This is a genomic window from Propionicimonas sp. T2.31MG-18, assembly GCF_964266745.1.
GTDB lineage: Bacteria > Actinomycetota > Actinomycetes > Propionibacteriales > Propionibacteriaceae > Propionicimonas.
In genome coordinates this window covers 207825-233665 of sequence record NZ_CAXWGX010000029.1, presented here as the reverse complement: position 1 = coordinate 233665, position 25841 = coordinate 207825, and the positions used below count along the sequence as shown (strand labels likewise).

General features: G+C 71.4%; 20 protein-coding genes, 1 tRNA gene and 1 pseudogene. 7 read left to right on the top strand and 15 right to left on the bottom strand.

Features of this window, described 5'->3' with window-relative positions; all coding sequences use genetic code 11:
* Positions 1 to 441 precede the first annotated feature (441 nt).
* The 4 genes and pseudogenes from cydC to ACFQQJ_RS16920 all read right to left on the bottom strand — a co-directional run bounded on the left by cydC (position 442) and on the right by ACFQQJ_RS16920 (position 6439).
* Entirely contained in the window at positions 442 to 2001 is a 1560-nt protein-coding gene (gene cydC / locus ACFQQJ_RS16935) for a thiol reductant ABC exporter subunit CydC (RefSeq protein WP_377108367.1), read from the bottom strand.
* A gap of 240 nt (positions 2002 to 2241) precedes the next feature.
* Positions 2242 to 3861: pseudogene (gene cydD, locus ACFQQJ_RS16930) on the bottom strand (thiol reductant ABC exporter subunit CydD); the annotation flags it as partial.
* On the bottom strand, positions 3861 to 4946 hold the full coding sequence (gene cydB, locus ACFQQJ_RS16925; RefSeq protein WP_377108360.1) for a cytochrome d ubiquinol oxidase subunit II: 1086 nt from the start codon (positions 4944 to 4946) through the stop codon (positions 3861 to 3863). The gene cydB and the pseudogene cydD, both read right to left, overlap by 1 nt.
* Before the next feature lie 11 nt (positions 4947 to 4957).
* Positions 4958 to 6439 (bottom strand): cytochrome ubiquinol oxidase subunit I, encoded by a 1482-nt coding sequence (locus tag ACFQQJ_RS16920; protein ID WP_377108358.1) that lies wholly within the window; start codon positions 6437 to 6439, stop codon positions 4958 to 4960.
* A 57-nt stretch (positions 6440 to 6496) separates the two neighbouring features.
* Here ACFQQJ_RS16920 and ACFQQJ_RS16915 point away from each other — a divergent pair, with 57 nt between their 5' ends.
* Both ACFQQJ_RS16915 and ACFQQJ_RS16910 read left to right on the top strand, forming a co-directional pair.
* On the top strand, positions 6497 to 6844 hold the full coding sequence (locus tag ACFQQJ_RS16915) for a BlaI/MecI/CopY family transcriptional regulator (protein WP_377108357.1): 348 nt from the start codon (positions 6497 to 6499) through the stop codon (positions 6842 to 6844).
* 28 nt (positions 6845 to 6872) lie between these two features.
* The gene (locus ACFQQJ_RS16910) at positions 6873 to 7436 is read left to right on the top strand and encodes a DUF421 domain-containing protein (RefSeq protein ID WP_377108356.1); all 564 of its coding nucleotides are present in this window, start codon (positions 6873 to 6875) and stop codon (positions 7434 to 7436) included.
* A 26-nt stretch (positions 7437 to 7462) separates the two neighbouring features.
* Here the strand turns inward: ACFQQJ_RS16910 and ACFQQJ_RS16905 are convergent, their stop codons facing one another.
* From ACFQQJ_RS16905 to ACFQQJ_RS16890, 4 genes are read right to left on the bottom strand one after another with little or no spacing between them, the layout of a single operon-like run.
* Positions 7463 to 8539, bottom strand: a complete 1077-nt coding sequence (locus tag ACFQQJ_RS16905) for a HEAT repeat domain-containing protein (RefSeq protein ID WP_377108355.1) — start codon at positions 8537 to 8539, stop codon at positions 7463 to 7465.
* A gap of 29 nt (positions 8540 to 8568) precedes the next feature.
* Positions 8569 to 10491, bottom strand: a complete 1923-nt coding sequence (locus ACFQQJ_RS16900) for an ABC transporter ATP-binding protein (protein WP_377108353.1) — start codon at positions 10489 to 10491, stop codon at positions 8569 to 8571.
* Complete coding sequence (locus ACFQQJ_RS16895; protein WP_377108351.1) at positions 10488 to 12221, bottom strand: ABC transporter ATP-binding protein; 1734 nt, start codon at positions 12219 to 12221, stop codon at positions 10488 to 10490. The genes ACFQQJ_RS16900 and ACFQQJ_RS16895 overlap by 4 nt, the downstream gene beginning before the upstream one ends.
* Positions 12218 to 12820, bottom strand: coding sequence for a TetR/AcrR family transcriptional regulator (locus ACFQQJ_RS16890; RefSeq protein WP_377108349.1), 603 nt, complete (start codon positions 12818 to 12820; stop codon positions 12218 to 12220). Before ACFQQJ_RS16890 ends, ACFQQJ_RS16895 begins: the two co-directional genes overlap by 4 nt.
* Positions 12821 to 13005: 185 nt before the next feature.
* Here ACFQQJ_RS16890 and ACFQQJ_RS16885 point away from each other — a divergent pair, with 185 nt between their 5' ends.
* Both ACFQQJ_RS16885 and lysS read left to right on the top strand, forming a co-directional pair.
* The gene (locus ACFQQJ_RS16885; RefSeq protein WP_377108347.1) at positions 13006 to 14958 is read left to right on the top strand and encodes a S9 family peptidase; all 1953 of its coding nucleotides are present in this window, start codon (positions 13006 to 13008) and stop codon (positions 14956 to 14958) included.
* A gap of 61 nt (positions 14959 to 15019) precedes the next feature.
* Positions 15020 to 16528: a lysine--tRNA ligase gene (gene lysS, locus ACFQQJ_RS16880; RefSeq protein ID WP_377108366.1), complete on the top strand. Its 1509-nt coding sequence runs from the start codon at positions 15020 to 15022 to the stop codon at positions 16526 to 16528.
* Between the two features lie 13 nt (positions 16529 to 16541).
* Here lysS and ACFQQJ_RS16875 read toward each other — a convergent pair whose 3' ends face one another.
* Positions 16542 to 16841, bottom strand: coding sequence for a cell division protein CrgA (locus ACFQQJ_RS16875; protein WP_377108345.1), 300 nt, complete (start codon positions 16839 to 16841; stop codon positions 16542 to 16544).
* 129 nt (positions 16842 to 16970) lie between these two features.
* On the opposite strand from ACFQQJ_RS16875, the gene ACFQQJ_RS16870 reads away from it, so the two are divergent.
* Entirely contained in the window at positions 16971 to 17603 is a 633-nt protein-coding gene (locus ACFQQJ_RS16870; RefSeq protein WP_377108343.1) for an aminodeoxychorismate/anthranilate synthase component II, read from the top strand.
* A gap of 18 nt (positions 17604 to 17621) precedes the next feature.
* Here ACFQQJ_RS16870 and pknB read toward each other — a convergent pair whose 3' ends face one another.
* From pknB to ACFQQJ_RS16840, 6 genes are all read right to left on the bottom strand, one after another.
* Positions 17622 to 19352 carry a Stk1 family PASTA domain-containing Ser/Thr kinase gene (pknB, locus tag ACFQQJ_RS16865; protein ID WP_377108341.1) on the bottom strand — a complete coding sequence of 577 codons (1731 nt, stop codon included), beginning with the start codon at positions 19350 to 19352 and terminating at the stop codon, positions 17622 to 17624.
* Between the two features lie 94 nt (positions 19353 to 19446).
* Positions 19447 to 20865, bottom strand: a complete 1419-nt coding sequence (locus ACFQQJ_RS16860; RefSeq protein WP_377108340.1) for a peptidoglycan D,D-transpeptidase FtsI family protein — start codon at positions 20863 to 20865, stop codon at positions 19447 to 19449.
* Complete coding sequence (locus ACFQQJ_RS16855; protein WP_377108338.1) at positions 20862 to 22385, bottom strand: FtsW/RodA/SpoVE family cell cycle protein; 1524 nt, start codon at positions 22383 to 22385, stop codon at positions 20862 to 20864. The genes ACFQQJ_RS16860 and ACFQQJ_RS16855 overlap by 4 nt, the downstream gene beginning before the upstream one ends.
* Entirely contained in the window at positions 22385 to 23761 is a 1377-nt protein-coding gene (locus ACFQQJ_RS16850) for a PP2C family protein-serine/threonine phosphatase (RefSeq protein ID WP_377108336.1), read from the bottom strand. The genes ACFQQJ_RS16855 and ACFQQJ_RS16850 overlap by 1 nt, the downstream gene beginning before the upstream one ends.
* Entirely contained in the window at positions 23762 to 24244 is a 483-nt protein-coding gene (locus ACFQQJ_RS16845; RefSeq protein WP_377108335.1) for an FHA domain-containing protein, read from the bottom strand.
* Entirely contained in the window at positions 24237 to 24950 is a 714-nt protein-coding gene (locus ACFQQJ_RS16840; protein WP_377108334.1) for an FhaA domain-containing protein, read from the bottom strand. The genes ACFQQJ_RS16845 and ACFQQJ_RS16840 overlap by 8 nt, the downstream gene beginning before the upstream one ends.
* A 231-nt stretch (positions 24951 to 25181) precedes the next feature.
* Between ACFQQJ_RS16840 and ACFQQJ_RS16835 the strand changes: the two genes are divergently transcribed.
* A tRNA-Leu gene (locus tag ACFQQJ_RS16835) sits at positions 25182 to 25264 on the top strand.
* Positions 25265 to 25646: 382 nt separating this feature from the next.
* Positions 25647 to 25838 (top strand): helix-turn-helix domain-containing protein, encoded by a 192-nt coding sequence (locus tag ACFQQJ_RS16830; RefSeq protein WP_377108332.1) that lies wholly within the window; start codon positions 25647 to 25649, stop codon positions 25836 to 25838.
* The last annotated feature ends 3 nt before the right edge of the window (positions 25839 to 25841 follow it).

Genomic DNA, 25841 nt, shown 5'->3' with positions numbered 1-25841 from the left:
TCCTCACCCCGTCCCCGCCCGTCCCCCTCCTCGCCCCGTTCGTGCCCCCGATTGCCACTCGTGCTGCCGGAATTCCGGCAGCGGGAGTTGCGCTCGGGGGCGAACCGCGCGGGTGGGACGGGTGGGACGCGGTCAGGCCGACGTCGAGTGGCCGGCGTGAGGCGTGGCGCGAGCCGATGGTGGCCGGCGGCGTCTCGGCGCGAGAGCCGGTCCCGGCCCGCCGCGCCCACTGCCAGGCCTCCGGGTGACGTGCTGGCGATCTCGCTGCCCTTCCCCGTCCCCTCGACCTCCGTTCGTGCCCCCGACTGCCACCCGTGCTGCCGGAATTCCGGTGGCGGGGGTTGCTTTCGGGGGCGAACCGCGCGGGTGGGACGGATGGGACGGGGAGGGGGGACGGGGCGGGCAGGGAGGGGCGGACGCGCGAGGACCGGCGGAAGGGAGTCAGGCGAGCCGGACCACCCGATCGCAGCGGGCGACGAGGTCCGGGTCGTGGGTGATCACCAGGACGGGCTTGTCGGAGCTGCCGGCCCAGATGTCGTCGATCAGGGCGGACGCGGTCACCGCGTCCAGGTGCTCGGTGGGCTCGTCCAGCAGCAGGACCTGGTAGTGCCCCACGAGCAGCCGGGAGAGGACCACCCGCCGTGCCTCGCCACCGGACAGGCTCTCGCCGCCCTCGCCGACGACCCTCCCGGGGTCGAGGTCCAGGCCCGCGCGGGCGAGCGCGTCGGCGATGTCGGCGTCGGTGGCGTCGCGGTTCCCGATCCGCACGTTCTCGGCGATGGTCGTGGTGAAGATGTGGGCGTCCTGGGCGAGGTAGCCGATCCGGCCCCGCGCCCTGACCTCTCCCGCCCGGGCAGGGATGAGCCCGAGCGCCGTCGCCGCGACGGTCGTCTTGCCGATGCCGCTGGGCCCGACGAGGGCCACCTTCTCGCCCGCGCGCACACCGAACGACAGGCCCTCGACCACCGGGGCGGCACCGGGCCAGCCGGCGGTGAGCCCGACCACGTCGAGGGCGGGGTCGGCGACCTCCACCCCCGGGTCGGCCAGGTCGCCCGAGCCGACCGGCTCCGTATCGAGGACGGCTTCCACCCGCGCCAGCGCCGCGCGGGCCCTGGTGCGGGTCTGGGCGGAGAGGATCAGCGTCGACAGCGCCTCGTGAAGCGCGAGCGGGGTCAGGACGGCCACCGCCAGCATCACCGGCGCCATCGTGCCGTCGTGCACCTGGTTGCCGCCGATCACCAGCGCACCCGCCACGGCGATCCCCGCCGCCAGCACCTGCGCCGCGGAGCCGATCCCGCGCACCCACGCCGAGCGCGCGGACGCCCGCCGCAGTTCCTCGTCGATCTCGGTGAACGCGGCCAGTCGTTCCCCTGCCGCCCCGTAGGCGACCAGGTCGGTCGCCACGCGCGATAACTCCCGCGCCGAGTCGGCCAGTCGCCCCCGCAGGGGCAGGGACGCGGCGTCCGCGCGGGCCGAGGCCAGCCGGGTGAGCCACGGGACGACGGCCGCGGCGAGCACGGACGTGCCCAGCAGCACGAGGGCAGAGCCCGGCGAGAACCACCCGATGCCGATCGCCGTCACCACCAGCACCGCCGCCGACGACGCGAACGGGATCCACACGCGGACGACCAGGTCCTGGATGGCCTCCACGTCGGCGATCACGCGGGTGAGCAGGTCGCCCCTGCGCGTGCCCAGCAGGGTCGTGCGGGCCAGCCGGGTGTAGGTCTCCAGGCGCAGCGCCGACTGCAGCTTGAGCGCCACGTCGTGGCCCACCAGGCGCTCCACGTAGCGGAACGCCCCGCGCGAGATGCCGAAGAAGCGGACGCCGACCGCTGCGGCCTCGAGGTACAGCACCGGCGGGTGCTCCGCAGCGCGCGAGAGCAGCCAGGCGGAGACCGCCATCAGGGCCACGGAAGCGGCCGTCGCGCAGAACGCCAGCGCCACGGACCCCACCAGCCGGAGCCGTGCTCCCGGGACGGCGTCCAGCAGGCGGCGCAGCAGCGGGACGCGCGCGCCGTCCCCGACGCCCGGGTCCTCGCCGGCCGCATCGGTCGCGGCCCGCACGGCCGCTGTGGACGGTGAGGCCCCGGCCGGGGAAACCACGCCGGCGGGGTCCGCAGTGCCAGCGTCGGGACGGGCGCCGTCGGCAGGCGCAGGCGGCGGGACGGCCGCCGCGACCGCTGAAGCCGCGACCGCTGAAGCCGCGACCGGCCCCGGCGCCTCAGCGGCCTCCCCGATCCGCACCACGCGATCGGCCTCGGCCAGCACGGCCGGACGGTGGCTCACGACGAGCGCCGCGACGCCGAGGCTGCGCAGGCTGCGCAGCAGCCCGGCCTCGGTGTCGGCGTCCAGCCCGGCGGTCGGCTCGTCGAGCACGAGCAGCTTCGCGCGTCCCAGCGTCACCCGGAGCAGCGCGCGCGCCACGGCGATGCGCCGGCGCTCGCCCGCGGACACGCCCTCCGCGTCGTCCCCGATCCGCTGGTCGAGGGGGACGTCGCCGGCGCCGGCCTGGCGCAGGGCGTCGGCGACCGCCGCGTCGGTGGCGTGCGGGAAGCCGAGCCGCACGTTGTCGGCAACGGTGCCGGAGACGAGCCCCGGCTCCTGGCCGACGAACGCGAGGTGCTCCCGCCACGCGGGCAGGCGTCCGAGCGGCGCGCCCCCGCTGAGCAGCACGCCACCGGTGGGTGCGAGGAACCCCAGGACGGCGTTGAGCAGGGTCGTCTTGCCCGCACCGCTCGGCCCGGCGAGCGCCACCACCTCCCCGGGACGGACGTCGAAGGAGATCGGACGCAGCGCCACCGCCGACGCGCCCGGATAGGTGTGGGTGAGCTCCCGCACCGAGAGCAGCGCTCCCGGCGCGTCACCGTCGCCTGCGGCGGAGACCGGGGCGGGGGCGCCGGCCCCGAGGGGCGCCTCCGGAGGGTCGATGAGCGCGAAGGCCGACTCCACGGCCGCCAGCCCGTCGGCCGCGTCGTGGTAGTGGACGCCGACCTGCCGCACCGGCAGGTACGCCTCCGGCGCGAGGATCAGCACGAACAGCGCCGTGGCCAGGTCGAGGTCGCCGAACACGACCCGGAAGCCGACCGTGACGGCGATCACGGCGACGCTCAGCGTGGCGAGCAACTCGAGCACGAGGGCGGACAGGAACGAGACCCGCAGCGTCCGCATCGTCTCGGAGCGGTGGCGGGTCTCGCTGCGACGCAGGCCCTCGGCCTGGGCGCGTGCCCGTCCGAACACCTGGAGCGTGGGCAGCCCGGCGATGAGGTCGGCGAAGTGGTTGGCGAGCCGGGTCTGCACGGCCCAGCGGCGCTTGGTGATGGCCTCCGTGGTCCACCCGACCAGCGCCATGAACACCGGGATCAGCGGCAGGGTGATCGCGAGGATCACCGCCGACAGCAGGTCGGCCGACAGGATGGCCACCCCGACGACCAGCGGCACGGTGACAGCGAGGAGCAGCTGCGGCAGGTACTTGCTGAAGTAGCCGTCCAGCCCGTCGAGCCCCTGGGTGATCAGGGTGACCAGCCCGCCGGAGGACGTCGCGTCGAGGGGACGCTCGATGCGTGCGGCCAGGATGTCCTGTCGCAGCTGGGACTTCACCGCAGCGGACGCCCGCTGGGCCAGCCACTCGTTGGCCCAGGTGAGCAGTGCCTTCAGCCCGAACACCGCGGCGAGGCCGCCCACGGCCAGGCCGAGCGTGCCGAGCTGGCCGGTGGCGAAGATGTCGGCCACGGAATGCGACAACAGCCATGCCTGACCGAGGGTCAGGATGGCTGTTGCGCTGCCCACCGCGACCCCGGCGACCAGGTAACCCCTGGTCGCCCGGGCCCTGCGGAGAAGGCGTGGGTCGATCGGCCCCGCCATCACCCAGCGAGCGCTGGGGATGCGGCGTCGTCGGGGATGTTCTGCACGCCGATGCGGCGGCGGAACACCGTGTAGGTCCACGCGGTGTAGGCGAGGACGATCGGGACGAAGATGCCGGCGGCGACCGTCATCAGGGTGAGGGTGAGCTCGCTGGAGGAGCCGTTCATCGCGGTGAGCGGTGACGGCGCCCCGTCCACCCCGGCGAAGCCGAGGCCCGGCCACATGGTCAGGAAGATGCCTACGGCCACGAACAGGATGGTGGCGGTCGTCGACACGAAGGCGATGCCGTCGCGTCCCTTGCCGTTGAACCACCAGGCCGAGGCCAGCCCCGCGGCGGAGAGCACCAGCAGGACCCAGCCGAGCAGGCCGGTCGGGTGCAGCAGGTTCTGGGCCACCAGGAAGATCGCGCCGAGCCCGATGGCCACCAGGCCGACCTTGCCCGCGAACGCGACGGCCCGGTCGTGCACCTCGCCCTTGGTCTTCAGCGCCAGGTAGAGCGATCCGTGGAAGAGGAAGAGCGCCACCAGGGTCACGCCGCCCAGCAGGCCGAACCAGCTGAACAGCTGCCAGAAGTACGGGCTCGGGGTGAGCGCGAACAGGTGCGAGTCGCCGACGGTCGCCACCGGCAGGCCCAGGATGAAGTTCGCGAAGCCGACGCCGAACACCAGGGTCACCAGGAACGAGCCGATGGACGCCATCCAGTCGAACGCGTTGCGCCACTTCGCCTCGGGGTGCTTCGAGCGGTACTCGAAGGCCACGCCGCGGATGATCAGGCCGACCAGCACCAGGAACAGCGGCAGGTAGAGGCCGGAGAACAGCGTGGCGTACCAGGCGGGGAAGGCGGCGAAGGTGGCGCCACCGGCGGTGAGCAGCCACACCTCGTTGCCGTCCCACACCGGGCCGATGGTGTTGACGATGACGCGCTTCTCCTTCTCGTTCCTGCCCAGGAACGGGATGAGCATGCCGACGCCGTAGTCGAAGCCCTCGAGGACGAGGTAGCCGATCCACAGGACGGCGATCAGGATGAACCAGAGCGCCTGCAGGGTCAGGGGTGCGCCGGTCGGCGGGATCTCAAGAAGATGCATGGTCTCGCCTCTCAGTACGCGAAGGTCAGGGGAGCGTCCTCGTCGGTGAGCACTTGAGGCTCAACGACGTCGGGCAGTCCCAGCTTGATGTAGTGCATGAGCAGGCCCACCTCGACCACGGCGAGCGCGCCGTAGATCACGGTGTACAGCACCATGGTGAGGCCCACCTCGAAGGCGCTGACTCCCGGGGACACCGCCGACATGGTCGGCAGCACGCCGAACACGATGAACGGCTGGCGGCCCATCTCGGTGAAGATCCAGCCGAACGAGTTGCCGAAGAGCGGGGCGAGCGGGGCGGCGAACATCAGCGCCGTCCACGCGGCACCGGGCTTCGGGAGCCCGCCCTTGCGGGTCACCCACAGCACCCAGGCGGCGATGGCCATGGCGAGGAAGCCCAGGCCCATCATCAGGCGGAAGCTCCAGTAGGTGACGGGCAGGTTCGGCACCCAGTCGGTGACGCCGACCTTGGCGAGCCGGTCCGCGGCCTGCTTCTGCAGCTCGAGGTTGGAGTTGGTGAAGCCCTCGGTCTCCATCTTCTTGACCAGGTCGTTGATGCCGTAGACCTTGCCGTTGACGTCCCCGGTCGCCAGGAACGACAGCACGTACGGCACCTTGATCGAGAAGACCTCCTGCGAGCCGTCGAGCGTGCCGATGGTGAACAGCGAGAAGGACGCCGGCTGCTCGGTCTCCCACAGGGCCTCGGCCGCGGCCATCTTCATCGGCTGGACCTCGGTCATGATCTTGCCCTGGATGTCGCCGGTGATGAGCGTGAAGGCACCGGCGCCGAGCAGCACCCAGGCGCCGAACTTCGTGGCCCACCGGTACGCGGAGGCGTCCTTCTCCTGCTGCTCGGTGTCGGGCTTGCCGAGCTTGGCGAGGTGCCACCCGGCGACGCCGAGGACGAGGCCGCCGGCGGTCAGGTACGCGGTCGCGAGCACGTGCGGCAGGGTGACCAGGGCGACGGGGTTGGTGAGCACGTCCAGCAGCGAGGTCATCTCGGCGCGGTCGTTGGCGGCGTTGAAGTGCGCGCCCACCGGGTTCTGCATCCACGAGTTCGCGGCGAGGATGAAGATCGAGGAGATCATCGTGCCGATCGCGGCGAGCCAGATGGTCAGCAGGTGCACCTTCTTGGGCAGCTTGTCCCAGCCGAAGATCCACAGGCCGAGGAAGACCGACTCCAGGAAGAAGGCCAGCAGGGCCTCCAGCGCCAGCGGGGCGCCGAAGATATCCCCGACGAATCGCGAGTACTCACTCCAGTTCATGCCGAACTGGAATTCCTGCACGATGCCGGTGACGACGCCCATGGCGAAGTTGATCAGGAACAGCTTTCCGAAGAACTTGGTCAGCCGCAGGAACTTCTCGTTCCCGGTCCGCACCCAGATCGTCTGCAGGATCGCCACCAGCATCGACAGGGCGATGGTGATCGGCACGAAGAAGAAGTGATAGACAGTTGTGATCCCGAACTGCCATCTGGCAAGGGTTTCCGCGCTCATGGCGCGCAATCTACTACTGGCTGTCGTAGCTGGCAATCATTGTCCTACGATGTTCCCATGGCGGTGACCGGAGAGCTCGAGCAGGCGGTGATGGACATTCTGTGGTCCCGCTCGGAGCCGCTTTCGGTCCGCGATGTGCACGACCGCCTTGCCCCTGAACGCGACCTCGCCTACACGACCGTGATGACCGTCCTGGACCGGCTCGCGAAGAAGGGGGCCGTTTCGAGGAATTTGGACGGGCGGGCCTGGCTCTACCGTCCGGCCCGGTCGCGGGCCGCCGAAGTGGCCTCTGAGGTGCTCGAACTGCTCCACCGGCTCTCCGGGCAGGAGCGGGCGGAGGTGCTCGCCTCCGTGCGCAGGGCCGTCGACACCGGCGAAGTGGTGAATACCCCAGGGGGTGTGTAGGGCTCGACGGCGGGGCTAGCCTGCCGCCATGACCGCACCCGACTGGCTCCTCCCCTTCCTCACGATGGACATCTCCGTCTGGGAGAAGGTGCTGCGCACGATCGTCGTCTACCTCGGGATCGCGATCCTCATCCGGCTGGCCGGCAAGCGGCTGCTCGCCCAGATGAGCTCGCTCGACCTGGTGGTCGTCCTGCTGCTGAGCAACGTCGTGCAGAACGCGATCATCGGCCCCGACAACTCGGTGCTGGGAGGCATGCTCGGCGCGGTCGTGCTGATCGGCGCCAATGCGCTGCTCGACCGCTGGGCTGAGTCGAGCGCGTGGGGACGGCGGCTCCTGGTGGGCACCGGTACCGACCTGATCGTCGACGGCGCCGTCGACCGCAGGGCCCTGGCCCGCCTGGGGCTCAGCCAGGGTGAACTCGACCTCGCGCTTCGCCGCCAGGGTGCCGACGACGAGTCGGAGGTCGAGCGCGCGGCGCTGGAGCCCGAGGGCGAGATCGTCGTCACGCTGAAGCCCGGCGAGCGGGGGGTGACGCGGGACGACCTCGCCGCGGCCGTCGCCGAGCTCCGGGCGCTGATCGCCGCCCGCTGAGCGCGGCGAGCTGCCCGGCCGCCGGCTCAGGCGGGCGGACGGTCGAGCAGCCGCCCGGCGACGCCGGCGAGCGCGGGATCGGCGAGGGCCGTCCGCAGCGCGGGGCGGCCCTCCGCGCCGAGGTCGCCGAGCGCGACCAGCGCGGTGAGGCGGACGGTGGCGTCCGCGTCGGCCAGCAGCGGCGCGAGGACGCCGGCCGCTCGTGCGGCCACGCCGGGGGCGGTGGCACTGATCCGCCCGACCGCCTCCGCCGCGGCGGCCCGCGCGTCCGCGGACGGGGAACCGACGGCGTCGGCCAGGGCGTCCAGGGCCGGCGGGCCGACCGCGACGAGCGCGTCGAGGACGTCGTCGGGAACCGTCCCGGTGCCCAGGAGCGCGACCAGCGCCGGGGAGGACTCCGGTGCGGCGAGCCGGCCGAGGGCCTGGACGGCGGCGGCGACGACGGCGGGATCGGGGTCGGCGAGCCGTGCCGTGACGGCGCCGGTGTGCTCAGCGGCGCCCAGCTTGCCCAGCACGCGCAGGAGGGCCGCCCGCAGTGCCGGGTCCGGGTCGTCGAGCCGTTCGAGAACGGCCGCGGCGGCGTCCGGCCGGTGCGCGAGCGCCCAGACCAGGGTGTCACGGACGCCGGGCTCGTCCTCTCCGGCCAGGGCGGACAGCAACTCGGGCGTGCTCGCCGGGGACTGCAGGGCGGCCCGCAGCCGTACCGCGGGGTCGGGGTGCGCGAGGCGCTGGGTGAGCTCGATCGCCGACAGCACGTCGTCCCAGGTGCGGTCGCTCGACTCGGCGAGCGCGCGCAGCCGTCCGGCGAGGGCCTGTTCGGCCGCGATGCGGTCCTCCAGGTGCGCCAGGTGGGACCGCAGGGTGGCGCCGGCGTCCAGTTCCGGGTCGGCCAGGGCGTCGGCGATCTCGGCGAGGCTCAGTCCGAGCGCCTTCAGGTTCTGCACCTGGAGGAGCCGCAGGAGGTCGGCCTCGTCGTAGAGCCGGTAGTCGCCCCAGCTGCGGGCGGACGGCACGAGCAGGCCCAGCTCGTCGTAGTGCCGCAGCGTGCGCGGGGTGAGCCCGGTGCGCGCTGCGACCTCACCGATCCGCCACGTCCTCCCCATGCCCGGAGCCTAGCTGCGGCCGCCCGGGGTCAGGCGGCGTCCTCCTCGGTGATCGCGGCGGCGAACTGCGCCTGGTACAGGTCGTAGTAGGCGCCGCGGGCGGCGAGCAGGCCGGCGTGGCTGCCCTGCTCGACGATCGCGCCGTCCTCCATCACCAGGATCACGTCGGCGTCGCGGATCGTGGAGAGCCGGTGCGCGATGACGAACGAGGTGCGGTCGGCGCGCAGCTTCTTCATCGCACGCTGCACCAGCAGCTCGGTGCGGGTGTCGACCGAAGAGGTGGCCTCGTCCAGGATCAGCAGCGTCGGGTCGCTCAGGAACGCCCTCGCGATCGTGATCAGCTGCTTCTCCCCGGCCGACAGGTTGGACGCCTCCTCGTTGATCAGCGTGTCGTAGCCGTCCGGCAGCGAGTGCACGAACCGGTCGACGTAGGTGGCCTTGGCCGCAGCGAGGATCTCCTCCTCCGTGGCGCCCTCCTTGCCGTAGGCGATGTTGTCGCGGATCGTCCCGCCGAACAGCCAGGTGTCCTGGAGGACCATGCCGATCTGGTCACGGAGCGCCCTGCGGGGCACGGACGCGATGTCGGTGCCGTCGAGGGTGATCCGCCCGGCCTGGAGGTCGTAGAACCGAAGTACCAGGTTCACCAGCGTGGTCTTGCCCGCCCCCGTGGGGCCGACGATCGCCACCGTCGCGCCGGGCTCCGCCACCAGCGACAGGTCGGTGATCAGCGGACGCTCGGGGGTGTAGCTGAAGTCGACGTGCTCGAACTCCACCCGCCCGCGCGCCGGCTCCGGCAGGCTGCCGGCCCGGTCGGGGGACTCCTCCTCGGCGTCCAGCACCTCGAACACGCGCTCGGCCGAGGCGACGCCGGACTGCAGCAGGTTCGCCATCGACGCCAGCGACGTGATCGGCTGGGTGAACATCCGGCTGTACTGGATGAAGGCCTGCACCCCGCCGATGGTCAGCGTGCCGCCGGTCACCATCAGGCCGCCGACGACCGCGATGACCACGTAGTTGAGGTTCCCGACGAAGAACATCACCGGCATGATGATCCCGGAGATGAACTGGGCGCCGAAGGACGCGTCGAACAGCTCGGCGTTCTTGGCCCGGAACTGCTCGGCGACCTCGCGGCGCCGGCCGAACACCGTCACGAGGTCGTGGCCGGAGTAGGCCTCCTCGATCTGGCTGTTCAGCTCGCCGGTCGACTTCCACGTCCGGGCGAACAGCTTCTGCGAGCGCTTGCCGATCACCATCGTCACGCCGAGGGCGATCGGGATCGTCACCAGGGCCACCAGCGCCAGCACCCAGGAGACGTAGAACATCATCACCAGCACCCCGATCAGGGTGAACAGGTTGGTGAGGATCTGGGAGAGCGTCTGCTGCAGCGACTGCGAGACGTTGTCGACGTCGTTGGTCACGCGGCTGAGCAGCTCGCCCCTGGGCTGGCCGTCGAAGTACTTCAGCGGCAGCCGGGTGATCTTGTCGCTGACCTGCTGGCGCATCCGGTACACCGAGCGCTGCACGATGGCGTTGATGATGAAGCCCGCCAGCCACGACAGCAGGAAGAACACGACGTAGACGGCCAGGGCCAGGAGCAGCACCCGTCCGACGGCGCCGAAGTCGATCGGGGTGCGGTTCACCACGGTCGCGTCGTAGATCAGGTTCGTGGCCTGGCCGAGGATCACCGGGCCGACCGCGTTGCCGACCGTCGCCACGATCACCATGGCGACGACCGCGACGATCTGCGGCAGCTCGGGACGCAGGTGGCCGAGAAGCCGCTTCATGGACGGGCCGAACGACACGGCCTTCTCGCCGGTCCCGACGCCGTGGCCCATCGGGCCACCGCCGCGCTGCTGCGGCGCGTACTTCGGGCGTGCGTTCGCCTTCACGGGCGCGGGCGCCCCGCCGGTGCTGCTCACGGCCGTCTCCCCCTTGCTGGTCGGAGTGCTCATGCGGCCACCTCCTCGGCCTGGAACTGGCTCTCGACGATCTCGGCGTACGTCGGGCACGCGGCCAGCAGGTGGTCATGGGTGCCGATGCCGACGATCCGGCCGTCCTCGAGGACGATGATCTGCTCGGCGTTGCGGATCGTGGACACCCGCTGGGCGACGACCACGACGGCCGCGTCGGCGGTCTCGTCCACCAGCGCGGCGCGCAGGGCGGCGTCGGTGGCCACGTCGAGGGCGGAGAACGAGTCGTCGAAGAGGTAGATCTCGGGACGGCGCACGAGCGCCCGGGCGATCGCCAGCCGCTGCCGCTGCCCGCCGGAGACGTTCGTGCCTCCCTGGCTGATCGGCGACTCCAGTCCGTCCGGCATCCGTTCCACGAAGTCCCTGGCCTGCGCCACCTCCAGCGCGTGCCACAGCTCCTCGTCCGTGGCGTCGGGGTTGCCGAGCCGCAGGTTGGACGCGACCGTTCCGCTGAACAGGTACGGACGCTGCGGCACCAGCCCGATGCGTCCCCACAGCAGGTCGGGGTCGAGCTCGCGCACGTCCACCCCGTCGACCATCACGGCGCCGGACGTGGCGTCGAACAGACGGGGGATGAGGTTCACCAGCGTGGTCTTGCCCGCGCCGGTGGAGCCGATGATCGCCGTCGTCGCTCCCGATCGCACGGTGAACGACACCCCGTCGAGCACCGGGTGGTCGGCACCGGGGTAGGCGAAGCTGACGTCGACGAAGGCGAGCTCGCCGTGGCGGGTGACGGTGGTCACCGGCCGGGCCGGGGGCACGACGGAGGACGAGGTGTCGAGGACGGCGCCGATCCGCTCTGCCGAGACGGCCGCGCGCGGGGCGATCATGATCATGATCGTCGACATCATCACGCTCATCAGGATCTGTGAGAGGTAGGCGAGGTAGGCCGTGAGCTGACCCACCTGGAGCTGGCCCTCCGCAATCCGGAAGGCGCCGAACCAGATCACCGCGATGCTGGACAGGTTCATCACGAAGAAGACCGAGGGGAACATCGTCATCATCCGGCGGCCGACCCGGGTGGCGGTGTCGGCGAGCTCGTGGTTGGCCCGGTCGAACCGCGCGGCCTCGGTCGGCTCGCGGACGAACGCCCGGATCACCCGCAGGCCGGAGATCTGCTCGCGCAGCACCCGGTTGAGGGTGTCGATCCGCACCTGCATCGACTTGAACAGCGGCGTCATCTGCACGATGAGGATGCCGATGATCGTGCCGAGCACGATCACGGCGACGAGGATCAGCCAGCTCAGCCCGACGTCCTCGCGCAACGCCATGAACACCCCGCCGACCATCATCAGCGGGGCGCTGACGATCATCGTCGAGGTCATCAGCACCAGCATCTGGAGCTGCTGCACGTCGTTGGTGTTGCGGGTGATCAGGCTCGGGGCGCCGAACTGGTTCACCTCACGGGAGGAGAACGACAAGGCGTTGTCGAAGATCGCCTGGCGCAGGTCGCGGCCGAACGCCATGGCCGCGCGGGCGCCGAACCAGGTAGCGCCCACCTGGCCCACGATCTGGAGCAGCGACACCGCGAGCATCACGCCGCCGAGCGACCAGATGTGGCCGGTGTCGCCGGTGGCGACGCCGTCGTCGATGATCGAGGCGTTCAGGCTCGGCAGGAACAGCGCCGCCGTCGACTGCAGCAACTGCAGGACGACCACGGCGACGAGCAGGGGGACATAGGGGCGCAGGAAGCGCGCCAGCAAGCGGATCATGAATCTCCTTTGGCGATGCCGTGCAGGACGACGTCGGCGAGTTCTCCCGGAGGGCTGGGGGTTTCCCCGTCGGTGATGGCGAGCCCGGCGAAGGACACCGCGGCGAGCACGCGGGCGGCGACCGGGACAGGTACGGCGAGCACGTCGGCGTACGGCTCGAGGGCGTCGCTGACGGCGCTCATCATCAGCGACTTGTTGTCCCCGCGGTTCGGCCAGGGACGGCGGTGGTGGTCTCCGGCCGGCGGCACCGGCGGGCCGTCCTGGCCCCGGGCGAAGTGGGCGAACAGCGAGCGGGTGCGGTGCAGTTCGTCGCCGAGGACCTCGAGGACGGCGGCCACGCGCTCGGTGAGCGACTGGGTGGCCGGCAGGCCGGCGAGCCGCGCGATCGCCGCGTCGGGACGCAGGGCGGCGTGGATGGTGGCGTGGATGAGGTCGCTCTTGGTCTCGAACGCGCGGAAGATCGTGCCCTCCGCGACGCCGGCGGCCTGCGCGATCTCGCGGGTGCTGAGCTCCGGCCCCTGCTCCAGCAGCAGCGGCAGGGTGGCCTCGATGATGTCGCGCCGGCGTTCCTCCGGGGTCATCGGGGCAGCTCTCCTCATGGCAGGGAGTCTAAGTGAGTGAGTGCTCACTCATCAAGGCGCCGGTGATGGGGCACGCAATTCTGCGGCCCCCGGCTGCCGGCCACCGGCTCGATCGGGGTCCCGGGCCGCCAGGAATTCATGCTGTGACGATTCACAGGTTGCAGGGGGAGGACCGCTGCCGCAAAGGGTTTAGGCTGCCGTCCGTGCGAGCCGAACACCTCCCCCTGCTCACCATTGTCTCCGCACCCGCCGTCCATCCCGACGGGAGCCACGCGGTCGTCTCGGTCACCCGGCCGGACTTCGACGCGGACGCCTACGTCGGCCAGCTCTGGCGGGTGCCCCTCGCCGGCGGTGCGCCGCTGCGGATCACCCGGGGCTTCCGGGACACGAACCCGAAGTTCTCCCCGGACGGACGCCTGCTCGGCTTCCTCCGCGCCGCGCAGGGCGAGCCGGCCCAGCTGGCCGTCGTCGCGGCCGGCGGCGGTGAGCCGATGGTCGTCACCGACGCGAAGCTCGGCGTCCGCGACTTCGCCTTCAGCCCGGACGGCACCCGGCTCGCGTTCACCGCCAAGGTGCCCGAGCCTGGTCGCTACGGCACGGTGGACGGGGTCGCGGCCACCGCGGAGGACCCGCGCCGGATCACGCTGCTCCAGTACAAGCACAACGGCACCGGCTACCTCTCCGACCAGCGTGCGCACCTGTTCGTGCTCGACGTGCCCGACCCGCACGCCGAGCCGGCGGTCCGCCCGGTCGGCCGCGCCGCCGCCGGCCGCGAGCCGTTCTCCGCCGTCCCGGTCGCCCGGCAGCTGTCGGACGGCGACGCCGACCACCAGTCGCCGGTGTGGGACGGGGACGCCGTCCTCGTCGTCGCCGCCCGCCACGACGGTCGCGACGCCGACCTGCGCCAGGACGTGTACCGCTTCGCGCTCGACGGCGGGGAGGCGGTGCGCCTCACCGACTCCGGCCTCGGCGACAGCGCGACGGGCCCGGTCGTGGTCGCGGGCGACCACGTGTTCTACATCGGCGGCCACACCGGCAGCGGCCGGGAGTTCTTCGGTGACAACCCCGGGGTGTTCGCCGTCCCGCGCTCGGGCGGCGAGGCCCGGCGCCTCACCGACGTCGAGACCGTGTACGCCGCAGACCTGGTCGCCGACGGCGACGGCGTCCTCGCGATCGACCTGGTGCGCGGCTCCGGGCAGGTGATCCGGGTGGACGCCAGCGGAGAGGTCCGGCGCTGGCGACTGCCCGGCTCCGCGATCGCTGCCGGCAGCGGCGGCGGCGCGCGGGTGGCGGTCATGGCCCGCCCCGACAGCCCCGGTGAAGTCGTCCTGCTGGACGCCCCCGAGCCCGCCTTCACCGACTTCGCCGCGGCCCTGCGCGCCGCGTCCGCCCCGGTGCCGCCCGTCGAGCTCGAGGCGACCTCCCCGGACGGCTACCCCGTGCACGGGTGGGTCTTCCGCCCCGAGGGCGACGGCCCCCACCCGGTGCTGCTGATGATCCACGGCGGCCCGTTCGCCGCCTACGGCCCGTCCTTCTTCGACGAGGCGCAGGTGTACGCCGGTGCCGGCTACGCCGTGGTGATGTGCAACCCGCGCGGCTCCGCCGGCTACGGGCAGGCCCACGCCAAGGCGATCGAGAAGGCCTTCGGCGACCGCGACATGGTGGACGTGCTGGCCTTCCTCGAGCACGCGCTGGCCACGGTCCCCGGGCTCGACCCGGCGCGGGTGGGCGTGATGGGCGGCTCCTACGGCGGGTACATGAGTGCCTGGCTGATCGCGCACGAGCACCGCTTCGCCGCGGCGATCGTGGAGCGGGGCTACCTCGACCCGTCCTCGTTCCCCGGCTCGTCCGACATCGGCTGGTTCTTCCCCGCGGCCTGCCACGGCGACGCCGCGGCGATGGTGGCGCAGTCGCCGCTGGCCCTGGTCGGCCAGGTGCGGACGCCGACGCTGGTGATCCACTCCGAGCAGGACCTGCGCTGCCCGATCGGGCAGGCGGAGCGCTACTACGCGGAGCTGAAGCTGCGGGGGGTCGAGACCGAGCTGCTGGTGTTCCCCGGCGAGAACCACGAGTTGTCGCGCTCGGGCACCCCGCACCACCGGCGGGCGCGCTTCGAGCACATCCTCGCCTGGTGGGCACGCCACCTCCCGGTGTAGTCCCGCGCGGACGGGGACGGTGGGGGAGGCCGGTGCAGGAGTCGGTACCCTAATCCGCGTGATCGAGCCGAATGCTGTCCCCTCGTCGTTGTCCGAGCAGGAGCAGGTGCGCCACGACAAGCGGGCGCGGCTGCTGGCCGACGGCGTCGCGCCGTACCCGATCACCGTCCCGCGCACCCACAGCGCCGCCCAGGTGCACGCCGGCTGGGGGCACCTGGAGGCGGGCGAGGAGACCACGGACGTCGTCAGCGTGAGCGGACGGGTGGTCTTCGTCCGCAACACCGGCAAGCTGTGCTTCGCCACGGTCCAGGACGGGTTCACCCAAGCCGACTCCGGCGTCCGCCTCCAGGTGATGCTGTCGCTGGCCGAGGTCGGAGAGGCGTCGCTGGAGGCGTGGAAGTCCGATGTCGACCTCGGCGACTTCGTCTCTGTGACCGGCCGGGTGATCTCTTCCCGCCGGGGCGAGCTGTCCGTGCTCGCGACGTCCTGGGTCCTGGCCAGCAAGGCGCTGCGTCCCCTGCCCACCCTGCACAAGGAGCTGGGTGAGGAGACCCGGGTGCGGCAGCGCTACGCCGATCTGGTCGCGCGCCCGGAGGCCAGGGACATGGTGCGCGCCCGCGCGGCCGTCACACGCAGCATCCGCGAGACCCTGCACGGCGACGGCTACCTCGAGATCGAGACACCGGTGCTGCAGCTGGTGCACGGCGGCGCGGCGGCCCGTCCGTTCCGCACCCACCTGAACGCCTTCGACATCGACATGACGATGCGTATCGCGCTCGAGCTGTTCCTGAAGCGGGCGATGGTCGGCGGCGCCGACCGCGTGTACGAGATCGGGCGCATCTTCCGCAACGAGGGTATCGACTCCTCGCACTCGGCGGAGTTCACCATGCTCGAGGCCTACCAGGCCTGGGGCGACCAGTTCAGCATCGCCGAGATGACCCGACGCCTCGTCCAGAACGCCGCGGACGCCGCCCTCGGCACCCGGGTGATCGACACCCCGGCGGGGCAGATCGACCTCGACGGGGAGTGGGAGTGGAAGCCGGTCTACCCGACGCTGTCCGCGACCGTCGGTGAGGAGATCACGCCCGACACCGACGCGTCGGTGCTGCGCAGGCTCGCCGAGGCGCACGGCGTCGAGCACGACCCGGCCTGGCCCGCGCAGAAGCTGGTCATGGAGCTGTTCGGCGAGCTCGTCGAGCCCGGGCTTCTCCAGCCGACCTTCGTCTGCGACTACCCGCCGATCGCCCAGCCGCTCGCCCGCCAGCACCGCAGCGAGCCCAACCTCATCGAGGCGTGGGACCTGATCATCGGCGGCGTCGAGCGCGGCACGGGCTTCTCGGAGCTGATCGACCCGGTGATCCAGCGCGAGCGGCTGGTGGCCCAGTCGCTCAAGGCCGCGGCCGGCGACCTGGAGGCCATGCAGCTGGACGAGGACTTCCTCGCAGCCCTCGAGTTCGGCGCGCCCCCGATGGGCGGCATGGGCCTGGGCATGGACCGGCTGATGATGCTGCTCACCGGTCACGGCATCCGGGAGACGATCCTCTTCCCGCTGCTGAAGCCCCAGGGCTGACGGGGCGGGCCGGCTACTTCCAGAGCGTGGCCAGCGCGAACGCGCCGGCCATCAGGCCCATGCCGATCAGCACGTTCCACGCGCCGAGGTCGGTCAGCAGCGGCACGGTGATGCCCACCGATGCGGTGATGTAGTACACGACCAGCCACAGGACGCCGAGCAGGCCGACGGTGATGAACGTCGGCGGAACCCACTGGCGGCTGCCGGGCGCGGCGACGGTGCGGTCGCGATCGCTGCGCTGCTGCGCGAGCTGCGTCCGGTCGGCTGCCTTCTTCTTCTCGGCAGCGGCCTTGCGAACCTTCGACTCGGGCACGGTAACTCCTGACTCACCTCGTGACCGCACAAGGATAACCGACAATGCCGCGGGCTCCCGTCGGCCCGTCGTGCCCGCCGTCCGGCGACGGGGGAGAGCCCCGTCCCGGCGGTGGGGGAGAATGGACGCATGGCGCGGATCCTGGTGGTCGACAACTACGACTCGTTCGTCTACAACCTCGTGCAGTACCTCGGCCAGATCGGGGCGGAGGTCGAGGTGTGGCGCAACGACGACCCGCGGTTCGCCGAGCCCGGCTGGAACGAGGCGTTCGACGGGATCCTGCTCTCCCCCGGCCCGGGGACGCCCGAGGAGGCCGGGGTGTGCATCGACGTGGTGCGAACGATCGGCGGCCGGACGCCCATCTTCGGCGTCTGCCTGGGCCTGCAGTCGATGTCGGTCGCCTTCGGCGGCGTGGTGAACCGGGCGCCGGAGCTCCTGCACGGGAAGACCTCGCTGGTGCACCACGACGGACGCGGCGTCTTCGCGGGCCTGCCCAACCCGTTCACGGCCACGCGCTACCACTCCCTGGCCCTCGATCCGGCCACCGTGCCGGACGTGCTGGAGGTCAGCGCCACCACGGACTCCGGCGTGATCATGGCCGTGCGGCACCGCGAACTCCCGATCGAGAGCGTGCAGTTCCACCCCGAGTCGGTGCTCACCGAGGGCGGCTACCAGATGCTGGCGAACTGGCTGGTCGCCTGCGGGGACGCCGACGCCCCCCGTCGCGCGGAGGGCCTCAGCCCTCTGATGGCCGCCCGCTGAGGCCGCGCCGTCGCCCCGTCACGGGGTGGCGGTGGCCGTCGAGGTCGGGTCGTCGGTGGGCGGCGTCGTCGGCGGCAGCTCGATCGACACCACGAGTTCCACCGTGACCGTCCGCTTCTGCATGGTCAGGGCCGTCGGCTTCTGCTCCAGCACCATGCCGGGCTTGCCGGCATCCTCCCTCGTGCTGATCCGGATCTTGGTGAAGCCGGCGTCCTTCAGCACGGCGACCGCCTCGTCCTCGGTGAGCCCGTTGGTGACCAGCGGCATCTTGCTCATGCCCGTCGCGTAGTACACCGTCACACGAGTGTCGAGCGTGACCATGGATCCCGGCGCCGGTTCGACGCTGAGCACCTCGTCGGCCTTCGCCGTGGCAGGCTCGGTGTCCGCGGGCACGGCGGTGACGTCCTTGAAGCCGTTGTCGGCGAGTTCCGTCAGCGCCTCGTCCTTGTCCATGCCGACCAGCGCCGGGATGGCCGCCTTGGACGGGCCCACGTTGACGGTGATCTCCACCTCCGTACCGACCGGCACGGAGCTGTCCGGCGCGACGTTCTGCTCGGTGACGCGGCCCTTGGATGTGTCGTCGGGCCCGTTCACCTGCACCACGCGGGGCTGGAGCTTGGCGGCGATCAGCGTCTGCTCCGCCTCGGCCTGGAGCCGGTCGACGACCCGGGGGACCGACACGGTCTCGACCTTGTTGGCGTTGAGCATGAAGTAGATGCCCACCCCGGCGGCCACCAGGACCAGGGCGACCAGGAACGCCGCCAGGCCCCAGCGGCGGCGGGGGGCCGGGTCGAGCGCACGGGTGGCCGTGTGGTCGGACGGCTCCAGGACGGTGGTCGCCTCTGCCGCGCTCGCCGGCGCGGGGACGGCGGCCACGACCGGCGGCCGGGCGACCACGTCCTGGCCGGCGAGGAGGCGGCCGATGTCGGCGCGCATGGCCGCGGCGGTCTGGTACCGGTCGGCGGGATCCTTGGCGAGGGCCTTCAGCGTGATCGCGTCCATCGCCGGGGTGATCTCGGGATCGAGGTGGCTCGGCGGCACCGGCGCCTCGCGCACGTGCTGGTAGGCCACGCTCACCGGCGAGTCGCCCTGGAACGGCGGGCGACCGACGAGCAGCTCGTAGAGCAGGCAGCCGGCGGAGTAGATGTCGCTGCGCGAGTCGACGGTCTCGCCGCGCGCCTGCTCAGGGGAGAGGTACTGCGCTGTGCCGATGACGGCGGCGGTCTGGGTCATCGTGGCTGAGGTGTCGGCCACCGCGCGGGCGATGCCGAAGTCCATCACCTTCACCTGGCCGGACGGCGTGAGCATCACGTTGGCGGGCTTGATGTCGCGGTGCACGATGCCGGCCTTGTGGCTGTAGCTCAGCGCCTCGAGCACGCCCTGGGTGAACTCCAGCGCCTTGCCGGGCACGATCTGGCGGCCGGTGCGCAGGATCTCGCGGAGCGTGTGGCCCTCGACGAGCTCCATGACGATGTAGGGCACCTGGACCCCGGATTGGGGGTCGGCCTCCTCGCCGGTGTCGTACACGGCGACGATGTTGGGGTGGTTCAGGCCGGCGGCGGCCTGCGCCTCGCGACGGAAACGGGCCTGGAAGGTCGGGTCGGACGCGAGATCGATGCGCAGCTGCTTCACCGCCACCTCGCGCCCCAGGCGCAGGTCGCGGGCCCGCCGCACCTCGGCCATGCCACCACGGCCGAGCACGGAGCCCAGCTGGTAGCGACCTCCGAGGAGCCTCGGTTCGTCGGTCATCCGCAGTTTCCTTTCCACCGGGGTTCCCGGAGCCCTGTGGCGGCAGCGCAACGTGCCCATTGTGGCCGAAGCTGCCCGAACCGTGTGAAGCGCGTCATCGCAGCGCCTCGATCACTGCCTTGGCGATGGGGGCTGCCAGGCGTCCGCCGGCGATCTCCGTGGACGGGATCTCTGCGTCCTCGATGAACACGCACACCGCGACGGACGGGTCGTCCGCCCAGGCGGTGAACCACGCGTAGGGGTTGCGGTCGGGGCTGGTGCGGGCCGTCCCGGTCTTGCCGCCCACGGTCACGCCGGGGATCTGTGCCCGGAAGCCGGTGCCGCTCTGCACCACCTCGACCATCATCGACTGGAGCTCCTGGGCGTTCTGGTCGCTCAGCGCCACCGACTGCTGGGACGGGCGCGTCCGGCTGACCACCTTCAGATCGCTGTCGAGCACCTGGTTCACGATGTAGGGGTCCATCACGGTGCCGCCGTTGGCGATCGCGGCGGAGACCATCGCCATCTGGAGCGGCGTCGCGGCCGTCTCGTACTCGCCGATGGCGCTCATCGCGGTCTGGGCGGCGTCGATGTCCTCGGGGAACACGCTGGCCGCCGAGCCGATGTCGTCGAGGAACTTCGTGCCGAAGCCGAACTTCTCCGCCTGCTCGCGGAGGGCGTCCGCACCGAGTTCCGCGCCGAGACGGGCGAAGGCCGGGTTGCAGGAGACCTTCAGCGCCTGGGCGAGGGTGATCTTGGTCCCGCCGCAGCCGCCGGCGATCACCTTGGTCGAGCCGGGCAGCTTGAACGGCGAGGCGTCCACCTCGGTGTCGGCGCTCATCCCGGAGTCGAGGGCTGCGGCGGCGGTCACGAGCTTGAAGGTCGAGCCCGGGGAGTAGATCTCCCGGGTGGCCCGGTTGGCCAGCGGCCGGGCCGGGTCGGCGTTGAGCCGTTTCCACGCCTCTGTGGAGGCGGCCAGGTCGTGGGTGGCCAGGTCGTTGGGGTCGTAGCTGGGGTAGCTGACGAGCGTCTTGACGGCGCCGGTGGTGTAGTCGATCGCCACGACGGCGCCCTTGCGCCCGTCGAGGGCGTCCCAGGCCGCCTTCTGGGCCTTCGCGTCCAGAGTGGTCTCGACGGTCGCGCCGCGCGGGGTCGCGCCGGACAGGCCGTTGATCAGCCGGGTCAGGAACTGCGAGTCGTCCACGCCCGACAGCTCCGCGGAGTAGGACGCCTCCAGCGCCGACGTCCGGTACAGGTAGGAGTAGAAGCCGGTCACCGGGGCGTACAGCTTGCCCTGGGCGTAGGAGCGCTGGAACTTGAACCGGTCCTTGACGGGCTTGGACTGGGCCACGGCGGTGTTGCCGACCATGATCGGGCCGCGGTCCTGCCCGAAGCGCGCGTCGGCGACGCGGCGGTTCTCCGGGCGCTCGTTGAGGTAATCCTGCTGGCCGACGTAGAGGTAGCTCAGGTTCACCAGCAGCGCGGTGAACATGACCATCGCGGTCACCGCGACACCCCGGATCGGACGGTTCATGCCGTGCCCCCGTCCCGCTCGACCCGCTGGGTGGACTCGTCGTCGGCCGGCGAGACCGGTGTCGCGGCCGGGCTGACGGGGCTCACGGCTGTGGCCGGCAGCGCGACGTCACCGGAGGGTCGCGGGCGCGGTCCCGCCCCGTCCGCTGCCGCGGCGCCGACCGGGATCATCTGGGTGGTCTCCGCCTCCAGCCACTGGACGGGCTCGGGTGCGGCCACGACGGGGCTGCGCACCTGGTGGGTGATCACGAGCAGCAGGCCGATCATCACCCAGTTGGCCACCAGCGACGACCCGCCCTGCGACATGAAAGGGGTGGTGAGGCCGGTGAGCGGCAGGAGGCGGGTGACGCCGCCGAGGATCGCGAACACCTGGATGGCGAACACGAAGGACAGGCCCGCTGCCAGCAGCTTGCCGAACGGTTCCCGGGCGCCCAGGGACGCGCGCAGGCCCCGGGCGACGATCAGCCCGTAGATGAGCATGACCGCGCTCAGCCCGGTGATGCCGAGTTCCTCGCCGATGGCCGCGGCGATGAAGTCGGTCTTGGCCAGCGGGGTGAGGTTCGGCCGTCCCAGGCCCCAGCCGGTGCCGAACGCGCCGCCCCAGGCGATGCCGAACTGGCCGTTGATCACCTGGTAGTTCTGGTCGTAGTCGGAGAACGGGTTCAGCCACGAGGAGACCCGCACCTGCACGTGGCCGAAGAACAGGTAGCCGAGGTAGGCGCCGCTGACGAACAGCAGCGTGCCCAGGATCGCCCAGCTGGGCTTCTCCGTGGCCACGAACAGCATCATCACGAACAGCCCGAAGAACAGCAGGGACGTGCCGAGGTCCTTCTGGAACACCAACACGGCCAGGCTGGCCAGCCACATCACCAGGATCGGCCCGAGGTCGCGCGGGCGGGGGAGTTCGATGCCGAGGAACCGGCCGCCGGCAAGCGCCAGCACCTCGCGCTTCTCGACGAGGTAGGACGCGAACGCGATCGAGAGCACCAGCTTGGCCAGCTCTGCGGGCTGGAAGCTGTAGGTGCCGAGGTGGATCCAGATCCTGGCGCCGTTCTTCTCCTGCCCGATCACCGGCAGCAGCGGCAGCATCAGCAGGACCATGCCGCCGAGGAACATCGTGTAGGTGTAGCGCTGGAGGATCCGGTAGTCGCGCAGGAACACCAGGACCAGGGCACACGCTGCGGTGGCGATCGCCGTCCACATCAGCTGGAGCTCCGCGGAGTGCATCACCGGCGTGGTGCCCAGGTCGAGCCGGTGGATCATCGCCAGGCCGAGGCCGTTGAGCAGCATCACCAGCGGAAGGATCAGCGGGTCGGCGTACGGCAGCCGCCACCGGACGAGCACGTGCAGCCCGAGTCCGAGGGCCACCAGGATGCCGAGGGCCCAGGGCCATTCGGGCGGCAGCTCGCCGTCGCGGTTCAGGTGGATCAGCAGGTAGCCGCCGATCGCGAGGAGGATCGCGAAGGCGAGCATGAAGGCCTCGACGCCTCGGCGCCTCCGGTAGCCGACAACGTCGCTCATCAGCACTCCGTGGGCGCTTCCGGGGTGGTCGGCGCGGTCGGTGTCGGGGTCGGGGACGGGCTGCCGTTCGGCGTGCCGGTCGCGGCGGGCGTCCCGGTCGTGCTGGTGACCGACGGCGAGGGGGAGGTCGTGGCCGGCGTCGGGCTCGGGGTGGGGTTCTGGCGGTCCTCGCGCTGCTTGATGCAGGCCGCGGCCTTCTCCCGCAGGAAGTCCAGCGTCTGCTTCGCCCCGTCCAGCGACTCGGCCGGAAGGGTGCCGCGCACCTGCTCCTGGTAGTACAGCGGAAGGTCGGCGACGCGGGTGGTGTCGGGCACGACCACGTGCGACAGCGGCACGGAGAACACCTGCTGTGGGACGCCCTGGAAGATGGCGAGCGTCTCCTTGTCCGCGCCGAGGTAGTACTGGCGCTGGACGTAGGAGTACCACGCCCAGCCGCCCGCGCCGATGGCGAGCAGCGGCAGCAGCACGAGGAGCAGCAGCTTCACCCGGGACGACGCGCGCCGCCGGGCGAGCGGGGCGTAGCGGATGAGCTCGACGTCCTCCGGTCCGGGACGCGGCCCCGCTGCGGGGGCCACCGGTGGCTGCTCGCCGGTGGTCTCCAGCGGATTGTCCAGGTCGAGCGACGCCGCGGCGCCCAGGACACGGGCCGTGCCCTCCGGTTCGCCCTCGACGATGTCGGCGACGATGATCGTGATGTTGTCCTGCCCGCCCTCGTGGAGGGCCAGGTCGACGAGCGAGGCCAGCACGGCCTCGCGGTCGCCGTCCATGCGGGCGGCGATCACCTCGTCGGTGACGAAGCCGCACAGGCCGTCGGAGCAGATCATCAGGCGGTCGCCCGCGACGGCGTCCACCAGCTCGAGGTCGGGCAGGTGGTTGGGCTGGCCGTTGATGACCCTCAGGATCAGCGAGCGGTGCGGGTGCTCCAGCGCCTCTGCCTCGGTGATGCGGCCCTCGTCGACCAGCGTCTGCACCCAGGAGTGGTCGCGGGTGAGCCGGACGAACTCGCCGTCGCGGTAGCGGTAGGCCCGGGAGTCGCCGATGTTGGCCAGGCCGAGCCGGGAGCCGTCGAACATGGCCCCGCAGACGGTGCTGCCCATGCCGTCGAGCCGCGGGTCGGCCTCGGTGAGCTCACTGATCGCCGCGCCGGCAGCGTTGATGGCCTCCTCCAGCGCGTCCAGCATGTCCGCGCCGGTGCGTTCGGAGTCCACAGCCCTGAGCTCGCGGACGGCGATCGCGGAGGCCAGGTCGCCGGCGGCGGCGCCGCCCATCCCGTCCGCCACCACGAGCATCGTGGGGGAGACGTAGGCGGAGTCCTGGTTGTTCTTGCGGACCAGGCCGACCTCGGAGTGGGCGACGAAGCGCAGCGCCAGGGGCATCTACTTCTCCACGCTCATCAGGGTGCGGCCGATGCGCAGCACGTCACCGACCCCGAACGGGGTGGGCGCGCTGATGCGCTGGTTGTTGACGAAGGTGCCGTTGGTGGAGCCCAGGTCCTCGGCCTGGTAGCCGGTGGGGGTGCGCGTGAGGCGGGCGTGCCGGGTGGACACGTAGTCGTCCTCGAGCTGGAGCTGGCAGTCGGACGCGCGGCCGATCAGCAGCACCTCGCCCAGCGGCAGCTGGACGCCGGCCTGGGCCCCGTGCGTGACGGTGAGGGTCCTGGGCAGCGCCTTGAGCGCGCGCCGGGACATCTTCGGCGTCCGCGCCTCCGGAGCCTCCGAAGGCGCGGACTGCGCGAGCTCGGCGGCGGTGACCTTGCGTCCGAAGATGTCGGTGCGGATCACGTTGCCGGTGAACAGGATGAACAGCCACAGCAGCGCGAGGAACCCCAGCTTGAGGCCGAGGACGACGAGCTCAGGCATCGGACACCGGCGACACGATCGCCAGCCTGGTGGACCCGATCTCGATGCGGCTGCCGAGGGTGAGGGTGGCCTGGCGGGTGCGCTGCCCGTCCACCGTGATGCCGTTGGTGGAGCCGAGGTCCTCGATGGTGATCTGCTGGCCGCGCCCGGTGCCCACCACGCCGATGCGGGCGTGCAGGCGGGAGACGCCCGGGTCGTTGATCCGCAGGTCGGCGTCCGTGCCGCGGCCGATGGTGACGCCGGGCGGCGTCAGCGGGTGGCGCACCCCGTTGACCTCGATCACCAGGTTGGCCGCCCGGATCTCGCTGGGCGTGGCCTCCTCCGCGGCGTCCACGCCCGCGACGGCCGCGGAGGTGATGGTGAACCGGCCGACCGGCAGGCTCGCGTCGAGGCTGTACTCGATCATCACCGGGCCGTTGAAGATGTAGCCGGACTCGGCGGCGTAGTCACGCAGCTGGGGCGCGATCTCGGCGTTCAGGGTCTTGCTGTAGGGGGTGAGGCGGTCGTAGTCGTGCTGGGAGAGCCCGATGGTGAACTCGTTCGGCACGAGCTTGCGGTCGCGGCTGAGGAGCTTGGCCTCGGAGTCGAGTTCCCGCTGCAGCCGTGCAGTGATCTCCACGGGCTGGACGTCGCCCTTGAAGGCGCGCGCGAAGGCCCCGCTGACGGCGTTCTCGAGCTTCTTCTCGACGCGGTCGAAGACCCCCATCTGCTCCCCCTCCCGTGATGGTCGACTGATGGCTCGGCGCGCTCAAGACTATCCAGCGCCGAACGACCAGCGTACGCGACGGCCCCGCTTGGGCACTCAGACTCCAGTCGGGGATGAGGGTGCCGCACGGATGATTCGACGCTCCCGGCCCCGCGGCCGGTGGCAGCCGGCGGTTCGGAGCCGACCCGGCACCTGTGCTAACCTCTTCCGGCTGGCTCCTCAGGGAGTCGGGCGCGAGTGGCGGAATGGCAGACGCGCACGGTTCAGGTCCGTGTGTCCGAAAGGACGTGGAGGTTCAACTCCTCTCTCGCGCACTTATTGGTCATGTGCCCCTGATGAGGGCAAACAGCATCTGACTAGCGGTTTCGGGCCGATTTGGCTCTGCTCAGGTGTACCCAGGAAGTGCCATCGGGGGCTCTTCGTGCCCCACGTTTGCCCCACGCTGCCCCACGTATGCCCCACGGAAATGGTACGGAATGGCATACCCGAAGGGGTATCGGCCGCGCGTCCTCTCTCATGTCCTCTCTCATGCCGGATACCCCCGGGGTCCTGGCGGGGGGACAGCCATTCCCGCACGACCCTGGGGGTGGCCCTGGTCTCCTCGGGTGTGACTGGCGCTCTTCTCTCAAGTTTCTCGGTGCCTCGCTGTCCGGATCGACGGCATTGCAGGGCTTAAGGAGCCAGAGAGGAGTAGCCATGCCCACCCAGCGTTACGAGACCATCGCCCAGGCGTGCGAGCGGACCGGGATCAGCCGCAACACGTTGCGTCGGAGGATCGCCACCGGCGAGTTGCCCGCGTTCATGACCGGTAGGCGCATCCTGCGCCTGCGGCCCGAGGATGTCGACCGGCTGCTCAAGCCGCGCTATGGCCGTCCGATCGCGGTCTGAGGA

Bases quoted from the DNA above. Each gene is read 5' to 3' on its own strand.
- cydB (WP_377108360.1), bottom strand. From the start codon at position 4,946: ATGCATCTTCTTGAGATCCCGCCGACCGGCGCACCCCTGACCCTGCAG.
- ACFQQJ_RS16920 (WP_377108358.1), bottom strand. From the start codon at position 6,439: ATGAGCGCGGAAACCCTTGCCAGATGGCAGTTCGGGATCACAACTGTC.
- ACFQQJ_RS16915 (WP_377108357.1), top strand. From the start codon at position 6,497: ATGGCGGTGACCGGAGAGCTCGAGCAGGCGGTGATGGACATTCTGTGG.
- ACFQQJ_RS16910 (WP_377108356.1), top strand. From the start codon at position 6,873: ATGACCGCACCCGACTGGCTCCTCCCCTTCCTCACGATGGACATCTCC.
- ACFQQJ_RS16905 (WP_377108355.1), bottom strand. From the start codon at position 8,539: ATGGGGAGGACGTGGCGGATCGGTGAGGTCGCAGCGCGCACCGGGCTC.
- ACFQQJ_RS16900 (WP_377108353.1), bottom strand. From the start codon at position 10,491: ATGAGCACTCCGACCAGCAAGGGGGAGACGGCCGTGAGCAGCACCGGC.
- ACFQQJ_RS16895 (WP_377108351.1), bottom strand. From the start codon at position 12,221: ATGATCCGCTTGCTGGCGCGCTTCCTGCGCCCCTATGTCCCCCTGCTC.
- ACFQQJ_RS16890 (WP_377108349.1), bottom strand. From the start codon at position 12,820: ATGAGGAGAGCTGCCCCGATGACCCCGGAGGAACGCCGGCGCGACATC.
- ACFQQJ_RS16870 (WP_377108343.1), top strand. From the start codon at position 16,971: ATGGCGCGGATCCTGGTGGTCGACAACTACGACTCGTTCGTCTACAAC.
- pknB (WP_377108341.1), bottom strand. From the start codon at position 19,352: ATGACCGACGAACCGAGGCTCCTCGGAGGTCGCTACCAGCTGGGCTCC.
- ACFQQJ_RS16860 (WP_377108340.1), bottom strand. From the start codon at position 20,865: ATGAACCGTCCGATCCGGGGTGTCGCGGTGACCGCGATGGTCATGTTC.
- ACFQQJ_RS16855 (WP_377108338.1), bottom strand. From the start codon at position 22,385: ATGAGCGACGTTGTCGGCTACCGGAGGCGCCGAGGCGTCGAGGCCTTC.
- ACFQQJ_RS16850 (WP_377108336.1), bottom strand. From the start codon at position 23,761: ATGCCCCTGGCGCTGCGCTTCGTCGCCCACTCCGAGGTCGGCCTGGTC.
- ACFQQJ_RS16845 (WP_377108335.1), bottom strand. From the start codon at position 24,244: ATGCCTGAGCTCGTCGTCCTCGGCCTCAAGCTGGGGTTCCTCGCGCTG.
- ACFQQJ_RS16840 (WP_377108334.1), bottom strand. From the start codon at position 24,950: ATGGGGGTCTTCGACCGCGTCGAGAAGAAGCTCGAGAACGCCGTCAGC.
- ACFQQJ_RS16830 (WP_377108332.1), top strand. From the start codon at position 25,647: ATGCCCACCCAGCGTTACGAGACCATCGCCCAGGCGTGCGAGCGGACC.